The organism is Salinibacterium sp. dk2585 (genome assembly GCF_008001035.1).
GTDB lineage: Bacteria > Actinomycetota > Actinomycetes > Actinomycetales > Microbacteriaceae > Homoserinimonas.
Genome location: NZ_CP042856.1, coordinates 416145 through 434091 on the forward strand (window position 1 = coordinate 416145; position 17947 = coordinate 434091).

12 protein-coding genes are annotated in these 17947 nt (G+C 68.3%); 8 read left to right on the plus strand and 4 right to left on the minus strand.

Features of this window, described 5'->3' with window-relative positions:
• Positions 1 to 53 precede the first annotated feature (53 nt).
• Positions 54 to 962 (minus strand): EamA family transporter, encoded by a 909-nt coding sequence (locus FVA74_RS01975; protein ID WP_147720122.1) that lies wholly within the window; start codon positions 960 to 962, stop codon positions 54 to 56.
• Positions 963 to 1245: 283 nt separating this feature from the next.
• On the opposite strand from FVA74_RS01975, the gene FVA74_RS01980 reads away from it, so the two are divergent.
• The gene (locus FVA74_RS01980; protein ID WP_147720123.1) at positions 1246 to 5286 is read left to right on the plus strand and encodes an ExeM/NucH family extracellular endonuclease; all 4041 of its coding nucleotides are present in this window, start codon (positions 1246 to 1248) and stop codon (positions 5284 to 5286) included.
• A 125-nt stretch (positions 5287 to 5411) separates the two neighbouring features.
• On the opposite strand, the gene FVA74_RS01985 is transcribed toward FVA74_RS01980, so the two are convergent.
• A complete protein-coding gene (locus FVA74_RS01985; RefSeq protein ID WP_147720124.1) occupies positions 5412 to 5771 on the minus strand; it encodes a helix-turn-helix domain-containing protein in 360 nt (119 codons plus the stop codon).
• A gap of 23 nt (positions 5772 to 5794) precedes the next feature.
• Complete coding sequence (locus FVA74_RS01990; RefSeq protein ID WP_147720125.1) at positions 5795 to 6061, minus strand: helix-turn-helix transcriptional regulator; 267 nt, start codon at positions 6059 to 6061, stop codon at positions 5795 to 5797.
• A gap of 174 nt (positions 6062 to 6235) precedes the next feature.
• Between FVA74_RS01990 and FVA74_RS01995 the strand changes: the two genes are divergently transcribed.
• The 4 genes from FVA74_RS01995 (at position 6236) to FVA74_RS02010 (ending at position 12657) form a co-directional block, all read left to right on the plus strand.
• Positions 6236 to 10234 (plus strand): IPT/TIG domain-containing protein, encoded by a 3999-nt coding sequence (locus FVA74_RS01995; protein ID WP_147720126.1) that lies wholly within the window; start codon positions 6236 to 6238, stop codon positions 10232 to 10234.
• Between the two features lie 161 nt (positions 10235 to 10395).
• Positions 10396 to 11331 carry a cysteine synthase A gene (gene cysK, locus FVA74_RS02000; RefSeq protein WP_147720127.1) on the plus strand — a complete coding sequence of 312 codons (936 nt, stop codon included), beginning with the start codon at positions 10396 to 10398 and terminating at the stop codon, positions 11329 to 11331.
• Positions 11332 to 11558: 227 nt separating this feature from the next.
• Complete coding sequence (epsC, locus tag FVA74_RS02005) at positions 11559 to 12134, plus strand: serine O-acetyltransferase EpsC (protein ID WP_147720128.1); 576 nt, start codon at positions 11559 to 11561, stop codon at positions 12132 to 12134.
• A gap of 100 nt (positions 12135 to 12234) precedes the next feature.
• Complete coding sequence (locus FVA74_RS02010; RefSeq protein WP_147720129.1) at positions 12235 to 12657, plus strand: thioesterase family protein; 423 nt, start codon at positions 12235 to 12237, stop codon at positions 12655 to 12657.
• 144 nt (positions 12658 to 12801) lie between these two features.
• Here the strand turns inward: FVA74_RS02010 and FVA74_RS02015 are convergent, their stop codons facing one another.
• Complete coding sequence (locus FVA74_RS02015) at positions 12802 to 13764, minus strand: hypothetical protein (RefSeq protein WP_147720130.1); 963 nt, start codon at positions 13762 to 13764, stop codon at positions 12802 to 12804.
• A gap of 233 nt (positions 13765 to 13997) precedes the next feature.
• Between FVA74_RS02015 and FVA74_RS02020 the strand changes: the two genes are divergently transcribed.
• The 3 genes from FVA74_RS02020 (at position 13998) to FVA74_RS02030 (ending at position 17820) form a co-directional block, all read left to right on the plus strand.
• On the plus strand, positions 13998 to 14918 hold the full coding sequence (locus FVA74_RS02020) for a CPBP family intramembrane glutamic endopeptidase (RefSeq protein ID WP_147720131.1): 921 nt from the start codon (positions 13998 to 14000) through the stop codon (positions 14916 to 14918).
• Between the two features lie 147 nt (positions 14919 to 15065).
• Positions 15066 to 17189 carry an acyl-CoA dehydrogenase gene (locus FVA74_RS02025; RefSeq protein ID WP_147720132.1) on the plus strand — a complete coding sequence of 708 codons (2124 nt, stop codon included), beginning with the start codon at positions 15066 to 15068 and terminating at the stop codon, positions 17187 to 17189.
• Between the two features lie 58 nt (positions 17190 to 17247).
• Positions 17248 to 17820 carry a dihydrofolate reductase family protein gene (locus tag FVA74_RS02030; protein WP_147720133.1) on the plus strand — a complete coding sequence of 191 codons (573 nt, stop codon included), beginning with the start codon at positions 17248 to 17250 and terminating at the stop codon, positions 17818 to 17820.
• Positions 17821 to 17947: the final 127 nt, after the last annotated feature.

Consider the following 17947-nt stretch of genomic DNA (forward strand, 5'->3'; position numbering starts at 1 on the left):
GCCTTCGTCGTTCCGGTGCCCTCGTGACGGGCCGATCTTTCCTGCAAGCCGCTCTACGCGACTGACAGCATGCCCGCCGCCGCGACCGCCAGCGCCAGCCCCACCCACTGCGCGCGCGTGAGCCGCTCCCGCAGCACGATCGCCGCGAGGATGATCGTGCCCGCCGGGTACATCGCGGTCAGCACAGCCATGACGCTGAGGTCGCCGAGCCGGAGTCCCACGAGGAGGAGCGTGTTGGCCGTCGCGTCGAGCACGCCGCACGAGGCTGCAAAGAGGAGTCCGGCTTTCCATGGGTGACGTGAGTGGGCTGCGGCGACCACGTCGGAGGGGTCGGTGATGGGGGCGTCTGCCCGTTGCATCCGTCGCCGAGCGATGAGGGCGAGCACGATGACCGCGCTGAAGAGCAGCACCGTGTTGGTGGCACGGTTGGCGACGAGAGGCACGAGGCCGGAGTCGTCCGGCGTGAGGTCGATCAAGACGAGGAACATGCCGATGAGGGTCCCGGATGCGACGGCCATGGCGACCGCCCGAAGGCTGGGCCGCACGGCATCCTTCTCCGGCACGAAACCGACGAGCACGACCGCGACGAGCGCGAGTCCGAGCGCGGCATAGCCGATGGGGGCGAGGCGTTCGCCGCCCGCGAGGCCGACCGACATGGGGACGACGGCCGACATGAGCGCGGTCGTCGGCGAGAGGATGCTCATGGGCCCGATCGCCAGGCATGCGTACAGCAGCACGAGGCCGAGAGCGCCCGTGACGCCCGAGAGTGCCCCGAAGAGCACAGCCTCGAATGACCACCTCCCGCCGATGACGGGAAGGGCGAGGCACAGCGCGACGAGCCCGACGAAGCCCGCGATCGCGGTCGCGCGGATGCTGCTGATGCGTCGTGAGGCGAGTCCGCCGAGGAAGTCGGCGGAGCCATAGAACAGTGCGCCGGCGAGTCCGATGAGCACTGTGAGCACGGCACAACGTTAGTGGTCCAGCGCGTGCCCTTCGCCCCGTCTCCTGAGTGGCCAGAGTTTCGGGATCCATGGCTCCCTTGGCGCAAAGTTTGGCCACTCACGTGCCCGCGTCGGCGATACACGTGTCGCCCGGGTGAACTCTCCGTGACGCAACATATGAGCACTTGTCCACGTCCATGCCCTGCGTTAGCGTCACCTTGTCCCCCACTCGGGGAACCCCCATACGGGGGGAGAGAGCTTGCGCGTCCCACCGTCGTGACGCGCGTGACATGGAGACGCACACATGCAGAAGCCCGCCGATTCGGCCCCCACGCATCGCTCAGCACGGAGGGGCCGGCTCGCGGCCCTCGCATCCGCCAGCGCACTCACACTGCTCTTCTCCGGCCTGGGAGCGACGAGCGCCACCGCCGCCGAGGTCACGCACTCGATCGCCGAGGTACAGGGCGCGGGGGCGAGCAGCCCACTGGTCGGCCAGCCCGTCACGGTCGAGGGTGTCGTCACGGCCGACTATCGCGGCGCATCCGGCTACCGTGGCATGGTCATCCAGACCCAGGGCTCCGGTGGAGCGACGGATGCTACCCCCGGCGTCTCCGACGGAATCTTCGTCTTCCTCTCTAACGCGAACCCGGCGGTCGCGATCGGGGATCTCGTGCGGGTGACGGGCCCCGTCAGTGAGTACTTCGGGCTCACCCAGGTCAGCGCGACCTCGGCGGCCGCAACCGAGCTTGTCGAAGCGGGCGCCGGCGTGCCAGAGGCGACGCCGCTCCCCGACACGGTCGTCGGCGATGCGCGCGAGGCCTATGAGAGCCAACTGGTCGCTCCCACGGGGGACTACCTCGTCAGCTCGAGCCACCAGCTCTACAACTACGGCACGCTCTGGCTCAATGTCGGTGAGCTCGCCGTCAAGAGCACCGAGGCCACGGATGCCGGGCCCGCCGCAGACGCGGTCGCCGCCGCCAACAGGGCCAACCGCATCCTGCTCGACGATGGCTACAGCATTCAGGTGAACAACAACGCCCACCAGGGTGACCAGCCCTACTTCACGGCAGGCGAGGTGGTGCGCAATGGCGACACCGTGAACTTCGGGCAGTCGTTCATCCTCTCCTACGGCTTCGACGACTGGCGCCTGCAGCCGACGACGCCGCTGACCGACGCCAGCCCGGCGGAGGCGAAGCCCACCTTCACGAGCACGAACCTGCGGCCCGCTGAGGCGCCCGCGGTGGGCGGCGACTTCCAGGTCGGCAGTTTCAACGTCTACAACTACTTCACGACGCTGCGCTCCGAGAACTCGGATGCCCGTGGCGCGAACACGGCGGAAGCCTTCGAGATCCAGAAGGGCAAGATCGTCGCGGCGATCAACGGGCTCGGTGCCGAGGTCGTTGCACTGCAGGAGATTGAGAACTCGGTCAAGCTGGGCGAACCGCTCGACGAGGCGCTCGCCGATCTGGTCGGCGGGCTGAACGCCGCTGCCGGCGCGGGAACGTGGGATTACGTGCGCACGCCCGCAGCGCTTGCGGACCCTGCGACCACCGACTTCATTTCCAACGCGATCATCTACCAGCCGGCAGCGGTCACCCCGGTCGGTGACTCCTTCACTGACCTCGACCCCGTGTGGGACATCGCGCGTAAGCCGGTCTCGCAGACCTTCGAGTCGGTCGACACCGGCAAGGTCTTCACGGTCATCGCGAACCACTTCAAGTCGAAGGGGGGCGACGGTGAGGAGCCCGCCGACGGACAAGGCCAGTTCACTGCGGAGCGCGTGGCGATGTCTGAGCGCCTCGCGGCGATCGTCGATGGCATCGCCGCCGACCCGGAGAAGTCCGAGGACGTCTTCCTGATCGGTGACTTCAACGCCTACTCGGAGGAAGACCCCATCCAGGTGCTCACGGGCGCCGGCTATGTCGACCTCGTCGCGGCGCGCACCGACGGCCAGTACACCTATACCTTCGATGGCGAGCTCGGATCGCTCGACCACATCCTCGCCACCCCGTCGCTCGCTGAGTATGTGACGGGCGCGGGTGTCTGGTCGATCAACGCTCCCGAATGGTCCGACCGTGGCTACTCCTTCGGCGCCGCCGAGGTGGGCACGGTCTACCGGTCGAGCGACCACGACCCCATCACCGTGGGCGTCAGCGCTGAGCTTGCCCCCGTCGAGATCGACATCCTCTCGATCAGTGACTTCCATGGTCGTCTCGGGGCGGCGGCCCAGCTAGGTGGCATGGTCAACGCCTTCCGCGCGCAGAACCCCAACACCTCCTTCGTGAGCGGCGGTGACAACATCGGCGCCTCGACCTTCGACTCCTTCATCCAGCAGGACCAGCCGACGATCGATGTGCTGGGCGAGATCGGCCTCGACGTGAGTGCCCTGGGCAACCACGAGTTCGACCAGGGGCGCGCCGACGTCGACGACCGGGTGCTCCCCGCGGTCGACTGGCCGTACCTCGCGGCGAACCTCTACGACACCGCGACAGGCGAGCCCGCCTACGAGGAGTTCTTCGTGCAGGAGTTCGACGGCGTGCGTGTCGGCTACATCGGCGCCATGACGGAGGACCTGCCGGAGCTCGTGAGCCCCAGCGGCATCGACACCCTCGAGGTGCGCCCCATCATCAGTGAGGTAAACCGGGTCGCCGGCGACCTCACGGATGGCGATGACGGCAATGGTGAAGCCGACGTGCTCGTGCTCCTTGTGCACGAGGGTGCGGCTTCGGTCGACATCACCGCGTCGACGGATGACTCGGACTTCGGTCAGATCGTCACCGACCTCAGCCCCGAGGTCGACGCCATCGTTGCCGGCCACACGCACCTCGTCTACGACCACGAGATTGAGGTCGAGGGCATGGACCGCCCGCGTCTCGTCGTCGGCTCCGGCCAGTACGGCGAGAACTTCGGCCACTTCGACCTCACGGTCGCCCCGGAGACCGGCGAGGTCATCGAGTTCACTGCCGAGGTGCTGCCGCTCACCGGCTTCGAGCCCGACCCCGAGGTTGCGGCGATTGTCGCCGAGGCTGAGGCCATCGCCGACGAGCTCGGTTCGGTCAGCGTTGGGCAGATTGAGGAGTCGCTGACCCGCGCAGTGCAGTCGAGCGGTTCCGAGAACCGGGGTGGCGAGTCCACCCTCGGCAACTTCGTCGCCGACGTGCAGCTGTGGGCCGCGACAGAGCTGGGTGCCGAGATCGCCTTCATGAACCCGGGCGGCCTGCGCGCCGATCTCGTCTATGAGTCGAGCGGCGAGGGTGACCCAGACGGCAACGTCACCTACGCGGAGGCCGCAGCCGTGCAGCCCTTCGCCAACACCCTGACGACACTGACCCTCACGGGTGAGCAGATCCGCCAGGTGCTCGAGGAGCAGTGGCAGCCGGAGGGTGCCGCGCGCCCGTTCCTCAAGCTCGGTGTCTCGGCTGGGCTCGTCTACAGTTACGACCCGACGGCAGCGCAGGGTGAGCGCGTCACGTCGATCACCCTCAACGGCGAGCCGCTCGACCCGGCTGCCAGCTACCGGGTCGTGGCGAACTCCTTCCTTGCGGCCGGCGGCGACAACTTCGCCACCCTTGCCGAGGGCACCGACACGGCAGACTCTGGTCGCATCGACCTGCAGGCGATGGTCGACTACTTCGAGCAGAACGAGCTCATCGGGGTCGACTACGAGCAGCGCGCCGTCGGCGTCGCTTTCTCCGCCCCCGGCCCCTATGCGGCCGGCGAGCAGGTCACCCTCGACCTGAGTTCCCTGATCTTCAGCCAGGGCGGGCCCGCGGATGCCACGGTCGAGGTGTCGCTCGACGGGGAGGTGCTCGCCACCGCGCCTATCGACGCGACGATCGTTGACACGACCGACGAGCAGGGCCGGGCATCCGTCACCATCACGATCCCGGCCGGACTCTCCGGAGCCCAGTCGCTCGTCGTGTCGGTGCCGGAGGTCGGCACGAGCGTCGCGGTGCCGATCGAGCTCGCGGACGACCCGGCCGAGGAGGCCATCGAGTCACTCAAGGAGCCCCGCGTCACGGGGGCTGTGCGAGTCGGCAAGACGGTCAGTGTCAACGAGGGTCGCTGGAGCGTGCCCGGTGTTGAGTTCAGCTACCAGTGGAACCGCGACGGCGAGCCCATCCAGGGCGCGACGAGTGAGCGCTACCGGATCGTGGCGGCGGATGCCAGCAGCGACCTGAGCGTCACTGTCACGGCCAGCGCGGAGGGCTACAGCGATGGCTCGGCCACCTCGGGTGAGCGCGAGGTGAAGCCCGCGCCGCGCGGCATCTTCGGTGCCATCGCGGCGGCGATCGAGGACGCCCTTGCCGAGCTCGCCGACCTCCTGGAGTGGCTCTTCGGCTGACCCGTGGGTTGAGTAGCGAAGCGTATCGAAACCCAGCCGCATCGAAACCCCGGCAGTGGCCGGCTTCCCGTGGGGGGGCCGGCCATCGCCGTGTCGCGCTGCGCCGTTCGCGGAGCGTGTAGCCCCTAGCGGGACTCGCGCTCGCGGCGGATGGCATCCGCCTTCGACTCGCGCTTGCGCTCCTCTGGCAGGTCGTCGGGCGTGATGCCGGCGACGAGCACACCGGGATCCGTGTCAAGCGCGGCGGCGAGGCGGATGAGATTGTGCAGGGTGAGGTTGCGCTGGCCGCGCTCGACCTGGCCGATGAGGGTCCAGTGCACGCCGGCGAGTTCGGCGATGGTCTCCTGGCTGGCGCCGAGGGCGAGCCTCAATTGCCGCACCCGCTCGCCGAGCGTCTCGGTCGCGCTCGAACGGCCCGAGCGCGGGCGTGCCGCGGAGGTCGGGGGCTCGGGCGCCGGTTCAGGTGCCGCGTCGGGTGCAGCCATGAATGCACTCTAGAGGATCGCGCCTAGTGGTCGTGGGTGACTCCACCGATGAGTATTCCCGGGTCGGTGCGCAACGCGTAAGCGAGTCGGATGAGCACCTTGAACTCGATGTCGACGAGGCCCGCTTCGATCTGTTGCAGCTGCTCGGGGCTGAGCCCACTCGCGTCCGCGACATCCGTTCTCGTCAGGCGGTCGCGGGCACGGATGTCGCGGATTCGCTCGCCCAGCGTCTGGGCAGCGGCGGCCGGCGCGCTTCGTTGCGGTGTTCCGCGGTGTGGGGCGGGGGTCACTTTTTCAACCTACGTCAGGCCCCAGGTAGAAGCAACGTTCTGTACAGTTTTCAGCACTCGCCCCTTGTATATATGCCCTGTGCATGTATACCTTGAGCGCACACGCAGGGTTGACGCTGAGGTCATTCGGGGACGTCAGCGGCCTGGCCAGTCCACGAAAGAGGAGCTGCACGGATGCACACACGTTCTCGATCTTCCGGGCGACTGAGGTCGCCGTTACTCACGAAGGGCGCCGCCGCAACGGGCGTGGCGGCCCTTCTGCTGCTGGGGGCAGTGCCACCGGGATACGCGCTCGCGACCGACACGACAGAGGCGGAGGGTCGCGTGCTGAGCGGGGGAGGGGCGGTCAACCTCAACGGCGTCGCGTCGTTGGCCCCGGCGTATACGGCGAGCCCGAGCCAGCCCGGCGCGGAGACGGCGCCGCTTGACCTCACGGTGCTCGACGCCGTGGGCATCGAGATCGGCGGTGTCTCGCTGCTCGGCACCGATGGTGTGGTGGGTGTCGGCGCCCTGCAGCAGTACGCGTCGACGACGCCGACGGTCGCAAGCGCGGCCTCGGGTGCGGTGCTGAGCGACGGCACCATCGACGTCGGCGGCAGCGGTGTGCAGGACAACGCCTTCGTGGATCTCGGCGCCCTGCTCGGGGGCGTCCCCGCGGCCGACGGCCTGATCGACGACCTCAGGGTCGAACTGGGAGCGGTCTCTGGTACGGCCACCAATTCGGGTGGCGTACTGACAAGCGACTACCAGATCGCGGGTGGCGACCTGGTGCTCACGAGTCCGGCGCTCGGCGCACTGGTGGGCGAACTCGAGGGCGACCTTGCCGAGGTGTCGACCCTGGTCGACGCGATCGCTGCGGAGGGCGGCGCCCTCGACACGGCGCTCGACGGGCTCGACCTCGGCGGCGGCCTGGATGCCATCCTCGAGCTTGCGCTCGGCGGCCTCGTCGACATCGACGGCCTCGCCCTGAATGCAACACTCGACACCGACCTCTCGGCGGCGGTCTCGAGCCTTCCCCCGCTGGTCTCGGCTGACGGCGCAGCCACGATCAACGTCGCGGCGGGCACGATCACGCTCGACCTGGCAACCTTGCTCGGTGCGCCAGGCGGCACGCTGAACGACCTCGCGCCCAACACCGAGCTCATCGACTCCGCCGTCCTGGCCGGGCTCGTCGCTCCTGGCGGCGCCATCACCTCGGCGCTGAGCCAGCTACCCGCGGCCCTCGTGACCACGACGCAGGAAACGCTCAACGCCCAGGTGCTCGACATCGCGATCACGGGCACGGTCGCCGCGTTCGGTGAGGATGTCGTCGCCCTCGATGTGACGCTCGCGGGCACGGTCGGGGACTTCCTCGGCGTGGCAGGCTCTGAGGCGCCGGATGTCCTCGATGAGTCGACGGCGCTTGGCGACCTTGTGCCGATCGGCGACGTGACGGGTCCCGTGCTCGGATACCTGACGGGCACCTTCCTTCCCGCGATCGTCGGCCCCCTGGGCGCGGCCATCACGGGCGTCGGCATCGGAGATGGTCTCTTCGAGCCTGCCGTCGCGACCGCGGTGACGGCGCTCGGCCCTGTCGTCGGCCTCGTGAGCCAGCTGGTCTCGATCACGGCCAACGTGCAGGAGACGCCGGGTGAGTTCACGGCGGAGGGCGCGTTCGTCACGCCCGACACCTTCACGCAGCGTGCCGCGACGGTGTCGGTGCTGCCGATCCTCGGCACGCTTGCGGAGGTCAATCTGGCCTCGGCGACGGTCCGCGCTCCCGTGCTTCCGACCATCACCGCCATCGCACCAGATGAGGGTCCCGAGACGGGTGGCACGGTCGTGACGATGACCGGCACGGACTTCGCGGATGCCACGGGCGTGACCTTCGACGGAATCCCCGGCACCGGCTTCGCCGTCGTCAACCCCACGACGATCACGGTGACGACTCCCGCCCACGCGCCGGGCCCGGTAGATGTCGTGGTGACGGAACCACTCGGTGGGTCACTCCCCGCGACGTTCACGTACCTGAACGTCCCCGGCATCACCGACATCGATCCGCGCTTCGGTCCTGAGGCAGGGGGCACGCCCGTCACGCTGACGGGTGAGGGCTTCACGGGCGCCACCGACGTGACCTTCGACGGTGTTCCGGCGATCGACGTGACGGTCGTCGATGACGGGACGATCACGGCGACCACGCCCGCGGGTGCCGGCACGGTCGACGTTGTGGTCGAGCATCCGGTCGCTGGTTCGGCCCCGCTCGACTTCACCTACGTCGCTCCGGGGGCTCCCGCGGTCACGGGCATCACGCCCGACCGCGGCCCTGAGACGGGTGGCACCCCGGTGACAATCTCGGGCACTGACCTGGCGGAGGTCACGGCGGTGACCTTCAACGGCGTTCCCGCAACGGATGTGGATGTCGTGAGCGACACGGAGGTGACGGCGGTCTCGCCCGCTGGCACGCCGGGCGACGCGGGTGTCGTGCTGACGAATGACGTGGGTGCATCTGGCCCGCTCGACTTCGAGTACTTCGCAGTGACCTCGGTCGACACGGTCACGCCCGGCACTGGTCCCGAGGACGGCGGCAACGTCGTCACGATCATCGGTGACTGCTTCACAGGTGCGACGGATGTCACCTTCGCTGGCGTCTCCTCGCCCGACTTCGAGGTCGTGAGTGATACGACGATCACGGCCGAGGTGCCTGCGGGTGCCCCCGGCGTCGTGGATGTCGTCGTGGTGGGCACCGGCGACTGCGGCCCGGGCACGCTGCCTGACGCCTACGAGTACCTGGACGAGCCCGTGATCACGGCGATCGCCCCCGAGGAGGGTCCCGAGACGGGCGGCACCGAGGTGACCCTGACGGGCACCGACTTCACGGCTGCCACCTCCGTCGCCTTCGATGGTGTGCCCGCGACCGCATTCGTCGTCGTGGACGACGAGACGATTACGGCGACCTCGCCCGCGGGGGCTCCCGGCGTCGCGGACGTCGTCGTGACGGGTCCCGGAGGCAGCTCCGACCCCGTCGACTTCACGTACGTCAACGTGCCGTCGATCACCTCGGTGACCCCCGACTCAGGTCCTGTGGACGGCGGCACCGAGGTCACGATCATCGGTGAGGGCTTCACGGATGCCACGGACGTCACCTTCGATGGCGTTCCGGGCACCGACTTTGAGGTCGTCGACGACTCGACCGTGACGGTGACCACGCCCGAGGGCGAGGGTGTCGTGGAGGTCGTGGTCGAGCATCCGGTCGCCGACTCGGCACCCGCCGAGTTCGTGTACCTGGCCCCTGGCGCCGCGACGGTCACGTCGATCGCGCCTGATCGCGGCCCCGAGACGGGCGGCACGACGGTCACGATCACGGGTGCCGGCTTCGAGGCCGGTGATGGGGTGACGGGAGTGACGTTCGCTGGAATGCCCGCGACCGACGTCACGATCGTCAGTGACACGGAGCTCACGGCGGTGTCGCCCGCGAACGCGGCCGGCGTCGCGACGGTCGTCGTGCTCAACGAGGCGGGCCCGAGCGCGCCGCTCGGCTTCACGTACTTCGCGGTGATGTCGATCAATGCTGTCGACCCTGGCGTCGGCCCTGAGGATGGCGGCAACACCGTCACGATCGTGGGCGCCTGCTTCACGGGTGCGACCGCTGTGACATTCGGCGGGGTGCCGGCGGCCGAGTTCACGGTCGTCAGCGACACGGTCATCACGGCCGTCGTTCCGGCCGGCACGAGTGGCACGGTCGACGTCGTGGTCGTCGGCGCCGGTGACTGCGGCGCCGCCACCGTCGAGGAGAGCTACGAGTACACGGATGACGCGATCATCTGGAGTCTCAGCCCGACCGAGGGTCCCGAGTCTGGCGGCACCGTGGTCACGATCGATGGTGCAAACCTGGGCGGTGCCACGGGTGTGACCATCGGCGGGGTACCCGCCGAGGAGTTCACGGTCGTGACCGACGGGCGCATCCTCGCGACGACTCCGGCGGGTGCTCCCGGCGTGGTCGACGTCGTGGTGCTCGCGCCGTCCGGTGACTCGGCTGCTGCGGCCTTCACCTACCTCGCAGTGGCGGGCACGGGTGCCGGCGGGGGTCTCCCGATCACGGGTGCCGAGGCGGGCTCCCTGGGCCTGCTCGGAGCGGGCCTGCTCGCACTGGGAGCCGCGGTGGTGGGCCTGAGCCGCCGCCCGGGCACCGAGTAAGGAAATGACGGAAGCGACCCCCGGGGCCTCGGCCCCGGGGGTCACTTGTCTGCCTACCGCGCTTCCCAAGCCCGCGCAGCTCAGTCCGTAACCTTTTGCCGCTGCACAGCATGCAAAGTTATGGTGATTACCTACCCACCCCCTCGACGGAAGCAGCTCACATGGCACGCATCTACGACAACGTCACCGACCTCATCGGCAACACCCCTCTCGTGCGCCTCAACCGGGTGACGGATGGTGCGGAGGCGACCGTGCTCGCCAAGCTCGAGTTCTACAACCCCGCCAACAGCGTCAAGGACCGCATCGGTGCTGCGATCATCGATGCCGCCGAGGCATCCGGAGCCCTCAAGCCCGGTGGGACGATCGTCGAGGGGACCAGCGGCAACACTGGCATCGCTCTCGCCATGGTGGGTGCGGCACGTGGTTACAAGGTCATCATCACGATGCCGGAGACGATGTCGAAGGAGCGCCGCGGCGTCATCCGCGCCTTCGGTGCAGAGATCATCCTCACCCCCGGTTCGGAAGGGATGAAGGGCGCGGTCGCGAAGGCGCAGGAGATCGTCGCCAACACCCCGAACTCGGTGTGGGCCGACCAGTTCGGCAACCAGGCCAACGCGCAGATCCACCGCAAGACGACCGGTGAGGAGATCTGGGCCGACACCGAGGGTGGCATCGACATCCTCGTCTCGGGCATCGGCACGGGCGGCACCATCACGGGTGCCGGTGGCCTGCTCAAAGAGCGCAAGCCAGAGCTGAAGGTCGTCGCCGTCGAGCCCGTCGACTCGCCGTTGCTCACGGAGGGCAAGGCTGGCCCCCACAAGATCCAGGGCCTCGGCGCCAACTTCGTGCCCGACGTGCTCAACCGTGAGATCTACGACGAGGTCATCGACGTGACCCTCGACGAGTCACTCGACTTCGCCCGCCGCCTCGCCGCAGAGGAGGGCATCTTCGTCGGCATCTCCTCCGGTGCCGCCGTGAGCGCCGCCGTGCAGGTCGCGAAGCGCCCCGAGAACGCGGGCAAGACGATCGTCGTCGTGGTTCCCGACTTTGGAGAGCGCTACCTCTCGACGGTGCTCTTCGAGCACCTGCAGGACTAAGTGCCGACACCAGGCGTCACACGCGAGGCCGGGTCCCGGATGCTGCGGGCCCGGCCTTTCGCGCGGGCGCAGGGTGAGGCATCCGCCCCCGCGCTCGCCCCTCGGCGTCGTGCCTGCGCTCACGCCGCGCTCGCTTTTCGGCGGGATGCTCGCCCCGTTTCGCGCTCAGGCTCCCGGAACCTGAGCGCCGTGCCCGGGTCCAGCGTCGCGCTTGTGAGGGATGCCGCGTGAGCGTCTTCTCCCGCATCCGGGAGGACCTCGCGACCGCGCGCCTGCGCGACCCCGCCGCCCGCAGCAACGCGGAGGTGTTCTGGCTGTACTCGGGTGTGCACGCGATCTGGTGGTACCGCGTCGCCAATCGCCTGTGGCGCTGGCGTCGCTATTTCCTGGGCCGCGCCGTGTCGCAGTTCGCGCGCTTCATTACGGGCGTCGAGATCCACCCGGGGGCGACGATCGGCCGCCGCTTCTTCATCGACCACGGCATGGGTGTCGTGATCGGCGAGACAGCCGAGATCGGCGACGACGTCATGCTCTATCACGGGGTCACCCTGGGCGGGCGGTCCTCAAGGCGGGCGAAGCGGCATCCGACCCTCGGCAACAACGTCACGGTGGGGGCGGGCGCCGCCGTGCTCGGACCCATCACCCTGGGCGATGGCTGCGTCGTCGGCGCGCACTCCGTCGTGTTGACGGATGCCCCGCCCCGCACCGTGCTGGTCGGCAGCCCCGCCGTGCCCAAGGTGCCCAAGCCCGTGCACGAGTTCGACGCCCAGTTCTTCGACGACAGCGGCAGTTACTCGATCTAGCTTTCCCAACTCAGGAGATCCCTTTCCCAACTCAGGAGATCCCTTTCCCAACTCAGGAGCTCCTGAATTGTGAAGGCGGCCCATTCACTACGATCAGGGGATGTCTCGGAGCTCCACCATCACCGTGCCCATCCGCTGGTCTGACCTCGACCTCAACGGCCACGTCAACCACGCCCGCATCGCGACCCTCCTGGAGGAGTCCCGCCTGGCGTGGCGCCGCAGCGCGGTCGCGAACGACGGAATCGACACCTTCGAGCGGGGGCAGATCGTGGCATCCCTCACCATCGACTATCGCCGCCAGGTGGAGTGCGGTCCCGATTTCGACGTCACCATCACGATTGGGCGCATCGGCACCAAGTCGTACGAGATGCTCTTCACCGCGACGCAGAATGATCGTGTGGTCGTCGAGTCGCGCGCGACGATGGTGGTGATGGATGCTGCGGGCGTGAGCCGCCCCCTCACCGAGGCCGAGCGCAACTACCTGGCCCTCTGGCAGGCAGAGCCAGCGCACCCCGCAAGCTGAGGCTACGCGGATGCCCAGGCCCCAGTGACTGCCGCGCGCACATTTGTGCGGCACGCGCCTGTTCAGACATGCGCGCCGCGCACAAAGGTGCGCGCCCCGCAAAAACCGTTGAGCCCCGCACCCAGAACACCGCCCGCGGCCCTGTCACCCCGGTAGCAGGCCGTGCTTGCGCATCTTGGCGGCGAAGCGGTGCCGGGAGATCGCGGTGTTCCAGTCCCACCGCATGAATCCGCTCGTCACGGCACGCATCCGGTCCTCGCGTTGCTTCTCTTCCCACAGAACTTGCTCGGCGCTCTTGCCCGAGGGCGACGCCTCCCGGCCGGCGTACTTCGTTCTCCCGTCGCTTTCGCCGATGAGGTCGAGGTGCTGCCAATAGAAGTCGGCATCGCCGATGTGTCCGTCTTCGTCGGAGAAGGCCACTTGGAGTTCTGGCTTGGGGACACCAAGCAGATGTATCTGCACTCGGCTGACTGATTCGAGCGCCGAGCCGCTGAGCCCGTCGCCGAACTCGATTGCCCTGAATGCCTTTGCTGACCCGGGGTACGGCAGCATCCTGTTGAGGAGGACCCGAAGCTCGTCTTTGGTGGTGTGTGCGCGGCCGAGGTTCCAGCGGGTCTCGCCGCTGCGTGGCATCCGGAGACCACTGTCGATCATGGCGACGGCGCGCATGAAGGTTGACGTGCAGGCGACATCCACGATTGTGCGCGCGAGCGACGTCACTCTGACCCCGTCGATCACGACAGCATGCGGGTCGTCTCCGAGGCAGTGACGGTGGATGTCCCCGTGTGAGCGCCCGCCGGTGTCGCGTGGCGCCAGCACGTGCACTCTGGGCGGCCACTCGCCGACGCACGGCAGGCCCCACATGTTCGCGGCCGAGTCGTGCGAGAACACGAGTGGGCGCCGAGCGGATGCCGCAGCCGCGAGTGTTCGCTGTCGGTACAGCTCATCGTCGCTCGCCCCTTCGCGGTCTTCCCGTGCGACGTAGGCGCCGGGTCGCACGCGCACATACGCACCCGATCGGATTCCGCTGCGCAGCAGGTTCGCGGAGCCGGTCGCGAGCGCGTTGCGGTTGAGCATGATGCTCGGGATGCTTCGGCCTGAGTCCATGAGGTGAGTGTTGCGTTCGGGTCGCGCGCGGGGGTGGGGGAAGCGGTCGTCCTGTGGAGCCTGGCCGCGTCGGCGGCGCTGTGGAGTAGGCGCGCGCACTTCTGTGCGCCGCGCGCACGCCTAAACTTCAGCGTCGCGCACAGAAATGCGCGCGGCGGGGCCTCGGGCCGACTCGCGGCGCGGTGGGGTGCCCGACTGGACTCCGCAACATCGGCCCCCCGTAGGATCGACCCGTGACCTACGACTACCACCGCCTCCCCAAGTCCTGGCCGCGCTCGAGCTGGTGGAAGCCGCTCGTCACGGGGCTCATTGCCCTCGCCATCTACATCATCTTCACGGTGGTCATCGCGGTGCCTGTGGTGATCTACGCGTTCTTCGCGGCGGAGCCGGGCAGCGCATTCGAGCGCCTCATCAATGAGGGCACGATCGACATGTCTGACCCCTGGATGCTGGCGTTCGCTCTCGCATCCGTGGCCCTCATGCTGCCCGCGATCATTCTCGCGACGCTCATCATGGGCCCACGCCCCGTCGGCCTGCTCTCGTCGGTCGTCGGGCGTCTGCGCTGGGGGTGGATGCTTCGGCTCGCCCTTCCGGCGCTCGCGGTGTTCCTCGTCGTCTTCGCCGTTTACGTCTTCGTGCTGCCGCTCGTCTTCGGTGAACCGGTGGCAATGCCGGAGTGGGGTGCCGACTCGGCGCTGCTGATCGCGTTCACACTGCTGCTCGTGCCGGTGCAGGCGACGGCGGAGGAGTACGTGTTCCGCGGTTACCTCATGCAGACGATCGGCACGTGGCTGAAGCATCCGGCATGGGCGATCCTGCTGCCCGTGCCGCTCTTCGTTGCGGGTCACATCTATGACGTGTGGGGTTCGCTCGACGTCGCCGTCTTCGCCGTCTTCGCGGGCTGGATTACGTGGCGCACGGGCGGCCTTGAGGCGGCAATCGTGGCGCACGTGATCAACAACGGGCTCATCTTCATCCTGGGGGCGGTCGGCCTCATGGACACCTCGTCGACGGAGGGCAGCCCCATCGGTGTCGCCGTGACGGCCGTGACGCTGGGCGTGTATGGCTGGTGGGTCGTGCGGCTGCACGAGCGTCGCGGTGAGGCGCGCACGCGTGACGTTGCTCCAGAGCCCCTTGTCGATGCGCAACCGTAAACACCCTGTGAGTTTGTAGAGCTCCCACAGCGGGGCACGGGATGCCGCCGCCCGCCTTTGGAGGGCGGGAACCGCAGAATTCACCTCCCCCGTGGTCGTGCATAGCGTGGAGAAACGCACGCCCCACGGTTCCAGGAGGTCCACGTCATGGTCGACATCGCCAACAGCACGTCTGCAGTCCCGCCCGCAGTCAAGGATGAGGCCGAGCTCGAGCGCCACGTTGATGAGCAACTCGACAACAGCTCGGAGACGGCATCCGTCGATGTCGAGAAGCTCGGGCGCCTGCTGCTCGGCACGTGGGCGGAGGAGCGCATCGAGTCGCGTGCCGCGATGGAGGACCCGCAGTTCCACCGCATCGACAACCTCACCAAGGAGGACCACCGTGAGCGGGCCCTCGGGCAGCTGAAGGCGCTCGCCGACAGTGGCCGGGTGCTGAAGGCGTTCCCGAAGTCGCTGGGTGGCAAAGAGAACCACGGCGGCAACATCGCGTCGTTCGAAGACCTCGTCTTGGGTGACCCGTCGATGCAGATCAAAGCCGGCGTGCAGTGGGGTCTCTTCGGTGCGGCCGTGCTCCACCTGGGCACCGAGTACCACCACCGCACCTTCCTCCCGGGCATCATGACGATGGAGGTGCCGGGCATCTACGCCATGACGGAGACGGGCCACGGTTCGGATGTCGACTCGGTCGGCACGACGGCGACCTACGACGAGCAGACCGAGGAGTGGGTCATCAACACCCCCTTCCGCGGCGCCTGGAAGGACTACCTCGGCAACGCCGCCAAGCACGGCATCGCGGCCGTCGTCTTCGCCCAGCTCATCACGAAGGGCGTCAACCACGGTGTGCACGCCTTCTACGTGCCGGTGCGCGGCGAGGACGGCGAGTTCCTGCCCGGCATCGGCGGCGAGGACGACGGCTACAAGGGCGGCCTGAACGGCATCGACAACGGCCGCCTGCACTTCACGGATGTGCGCATTCCGCGCACCAACCTGCTGAACCGCTACGGGGATGTCGCGGCCGACGGCACTTACACGTCGCCGATCGAGAGCCCCGGCCGCCGCTTCTTCACGATGCTCGGCACGCTGGTGCAGGGTCGCGTCTCGCTCGATGGTGCGGCGACCACCGCATCCGGTATGGCCCTCACGATCGCGGTCACCTACGCCAACCAGCGCCGCCAGTTCGCGGGCGGCGACGGCGAGGAGCAGGTGCTGCTCGACTACGGTCGTCACCAGCGCCGCCTGCTGACGCGCCTCGCGACGGCCTACGCGCAGTACTTCGCTCATGACGAGCTGCTGGTGCAGTTCGACCAGGTGTTCAGCGGCAAGGGCGACACCCCGGAGGCGCGGGAAGATCTCGAAACCCTCGCGGCCGCCCTCAAGTCGCTCTCCACCTGGAACGCACTCGACATCCTGCAGGAGGCCCGCGAGGCTACGGGTGGTGCCGGGTACCTCGCCGAGAACCGCCTCACCGGCCTGCGCAGCGACCTCGACATCTACGCCACCTTCGAGGGTGACAACACGGTGCTGCTCCAGCTGGTGGCCAAGCGCCTGCTGGGTGACTACGCCGCCCAGTTCAAGGGGGCGGATGCCGGCACCCTGGCCAAGTACGCCGTCGGCCAGGCGGCCGAGCGGGTCTATCACTTCGGCCTGCGGACGCTCGGCCAGCGCGTGAAGGACCTCGGCTCGACCCGGCGTGCCGTGACCGAGGTGCGCGACACCGACGTGCAGCGCGAACTGCTCACCGACCGGGTCGAGACCATGGTGGCGGAGGTCGCGCAGAAGCTGCGTCCGGCATCCAAGCTTCCGCCGGCCGAGGCGCAGGCGCTCTTCAACCAGCACCAGAACGCGCTCATCGAGGCGGCTCGCGCGCACGCCGAGCTGCTGCAGTGGGAAGCCTTCACGACCGCGGTCGAGAAGCTCGAGGATGCAGGCACCCGTCAGGTGCTCACGTGGCTGCACGATGTCTTCGGCCTGGGGCTGATCGAGAAGCACCTCGCCTGGTACCTCATGAACGGCCGTCTCTCGCCGCAGCGCGCGCAGGCCGTCACGGCGTACATCGACCGGCTGCTTGCGCGGCTCCGCCCCCACGCGCAGGACCTCGTCGACGCCTTCGGCTTCAAGCAGGTGCACCTGCGCGCGAAGATCGCGTCGGGCGCCGAGCAGGAGCGTCAGGACGAGGCACGCAACTACTACGTGAAGCTCCGTGCCTCGGGCAACGCTCCCGTGCACGAGAAGGACCTGCGCAAGAAGGAGAAGGCGGCGAAGAAGAAGTAGCGCGACTGCCTCCCTTCTTCGAGGGGCGGATGTCGGCTGTGCGCAGTAACGTCGGCGCATGGAGACCAAGGGACGCATCCTCTTCGACACCGCCACGACGATCAACGGCTTCATCGCCGATGAGCAGAACTCGCTCGACTGGCTCTTCGCGGTGGAGGGCGGGGACCACCCGGATGAGGGGCTCTTCCCCTCCGGTGCCGCTGTGCTGGTGGAGGGCTCGACCACGTACGAGTGGATCCTGAGCCACGATGCAGTGATCGAGCATCCGGAGAAGTGGGCCGAATTCCACGGTGATCGGCCCGTCTACGTCATGACGACGCGGGAGTTGCCCGTGCCAGAGGGGGCTGACGTGCGATTCCGCTCGGGTGCGATCACGGAGCTGCTGCCGGAGCTGCTGGGGATCGCAGCGGGCGGCGACATCTGGGTCGTCGGAGGCGGCGACCTTGCGGGGCAGTTCCTCGACGCTGGAGTGCTCGACGAGATCGCGCTCTCGGTCGCACCAGTCGCGCTCACGGGCGGGGCGCCGGTGTTCCCCCGCCGTATCGAGTCCGACCGGCTGCGCCTCACGAGCGCCGAGAAGTACGGCCAGTTCGCGCGCCTCGTCTACAAGGTCTCCCCGCGGGTTGAGTAGCGCGAATCGCTTGGGAGCAATCGCGCCAGCGATTGCGCGCTACTCAACCCGCAGATCCTGCACAGGCTCGGGCGCGGCCGCTTGTCCAGAGCGTAGGCGCAGTCGTCGGATGGCACAGCTAGCCTTG

Bases quoted from the DNA above. Each gene is read 5' to 3' on its own strand.
- FVA74_RS01980 (WP_147720123.1), top strand. From the start codon at position 1,246: ATGCAGAAGCCCGCCGATTCGGCCCCCACGCATCGCTCAGCACGGAGG.
- FVA74_RS01985 (WP_147720124.1), bottom strand. From the start codon at position 5,771: ATGGCTGCACCCGACGCGGCACCTGAACCGGCGCCCGAGCCCCCGACC.
- FVA74_RS01995 (WP_147720126.1), top strand. From the start codon at position 6,236: ATGCACACACGTTCTCGATCTTCCGGGCGACTGAGGTCGCCGTTACTC.
- cysK (WP_147720127.1), top strand. From the start codon at position 10,396: ATGGCACGCATCTACGACAACGTCACCGACCTCATCGGCAACACCCCT.
- FVA74_RS02010 (WP_147720129.1), top strand. From the start codon at position 12,235: ATGTCTCGGAGCTCCACCATCACCGTGCCCATCCGCTGGTCTGACCTC.
- FVA74_RS02015 (WP_147720130.1), bottom strand. From the start codon at position 13,764: ATGGACTCAGGCCGAAGCATCCCGAGCATCATGCTCAACCGCAACGCG.
- FVA74_RS02025 (WP_147720132.1), top strand. From the start codon at position 15,066: ATGGTCGACATCGCCAACAGCACGTCTGCAGTCCCGCCCGCAGTCAAG.
- FVA74_RS02030 (WP_147720133.1), top strand. From the start codon at position 17,248: ATGGAGACCAAGGGACGCATCCTCTTCGACACCGCCACGACGATCAAC.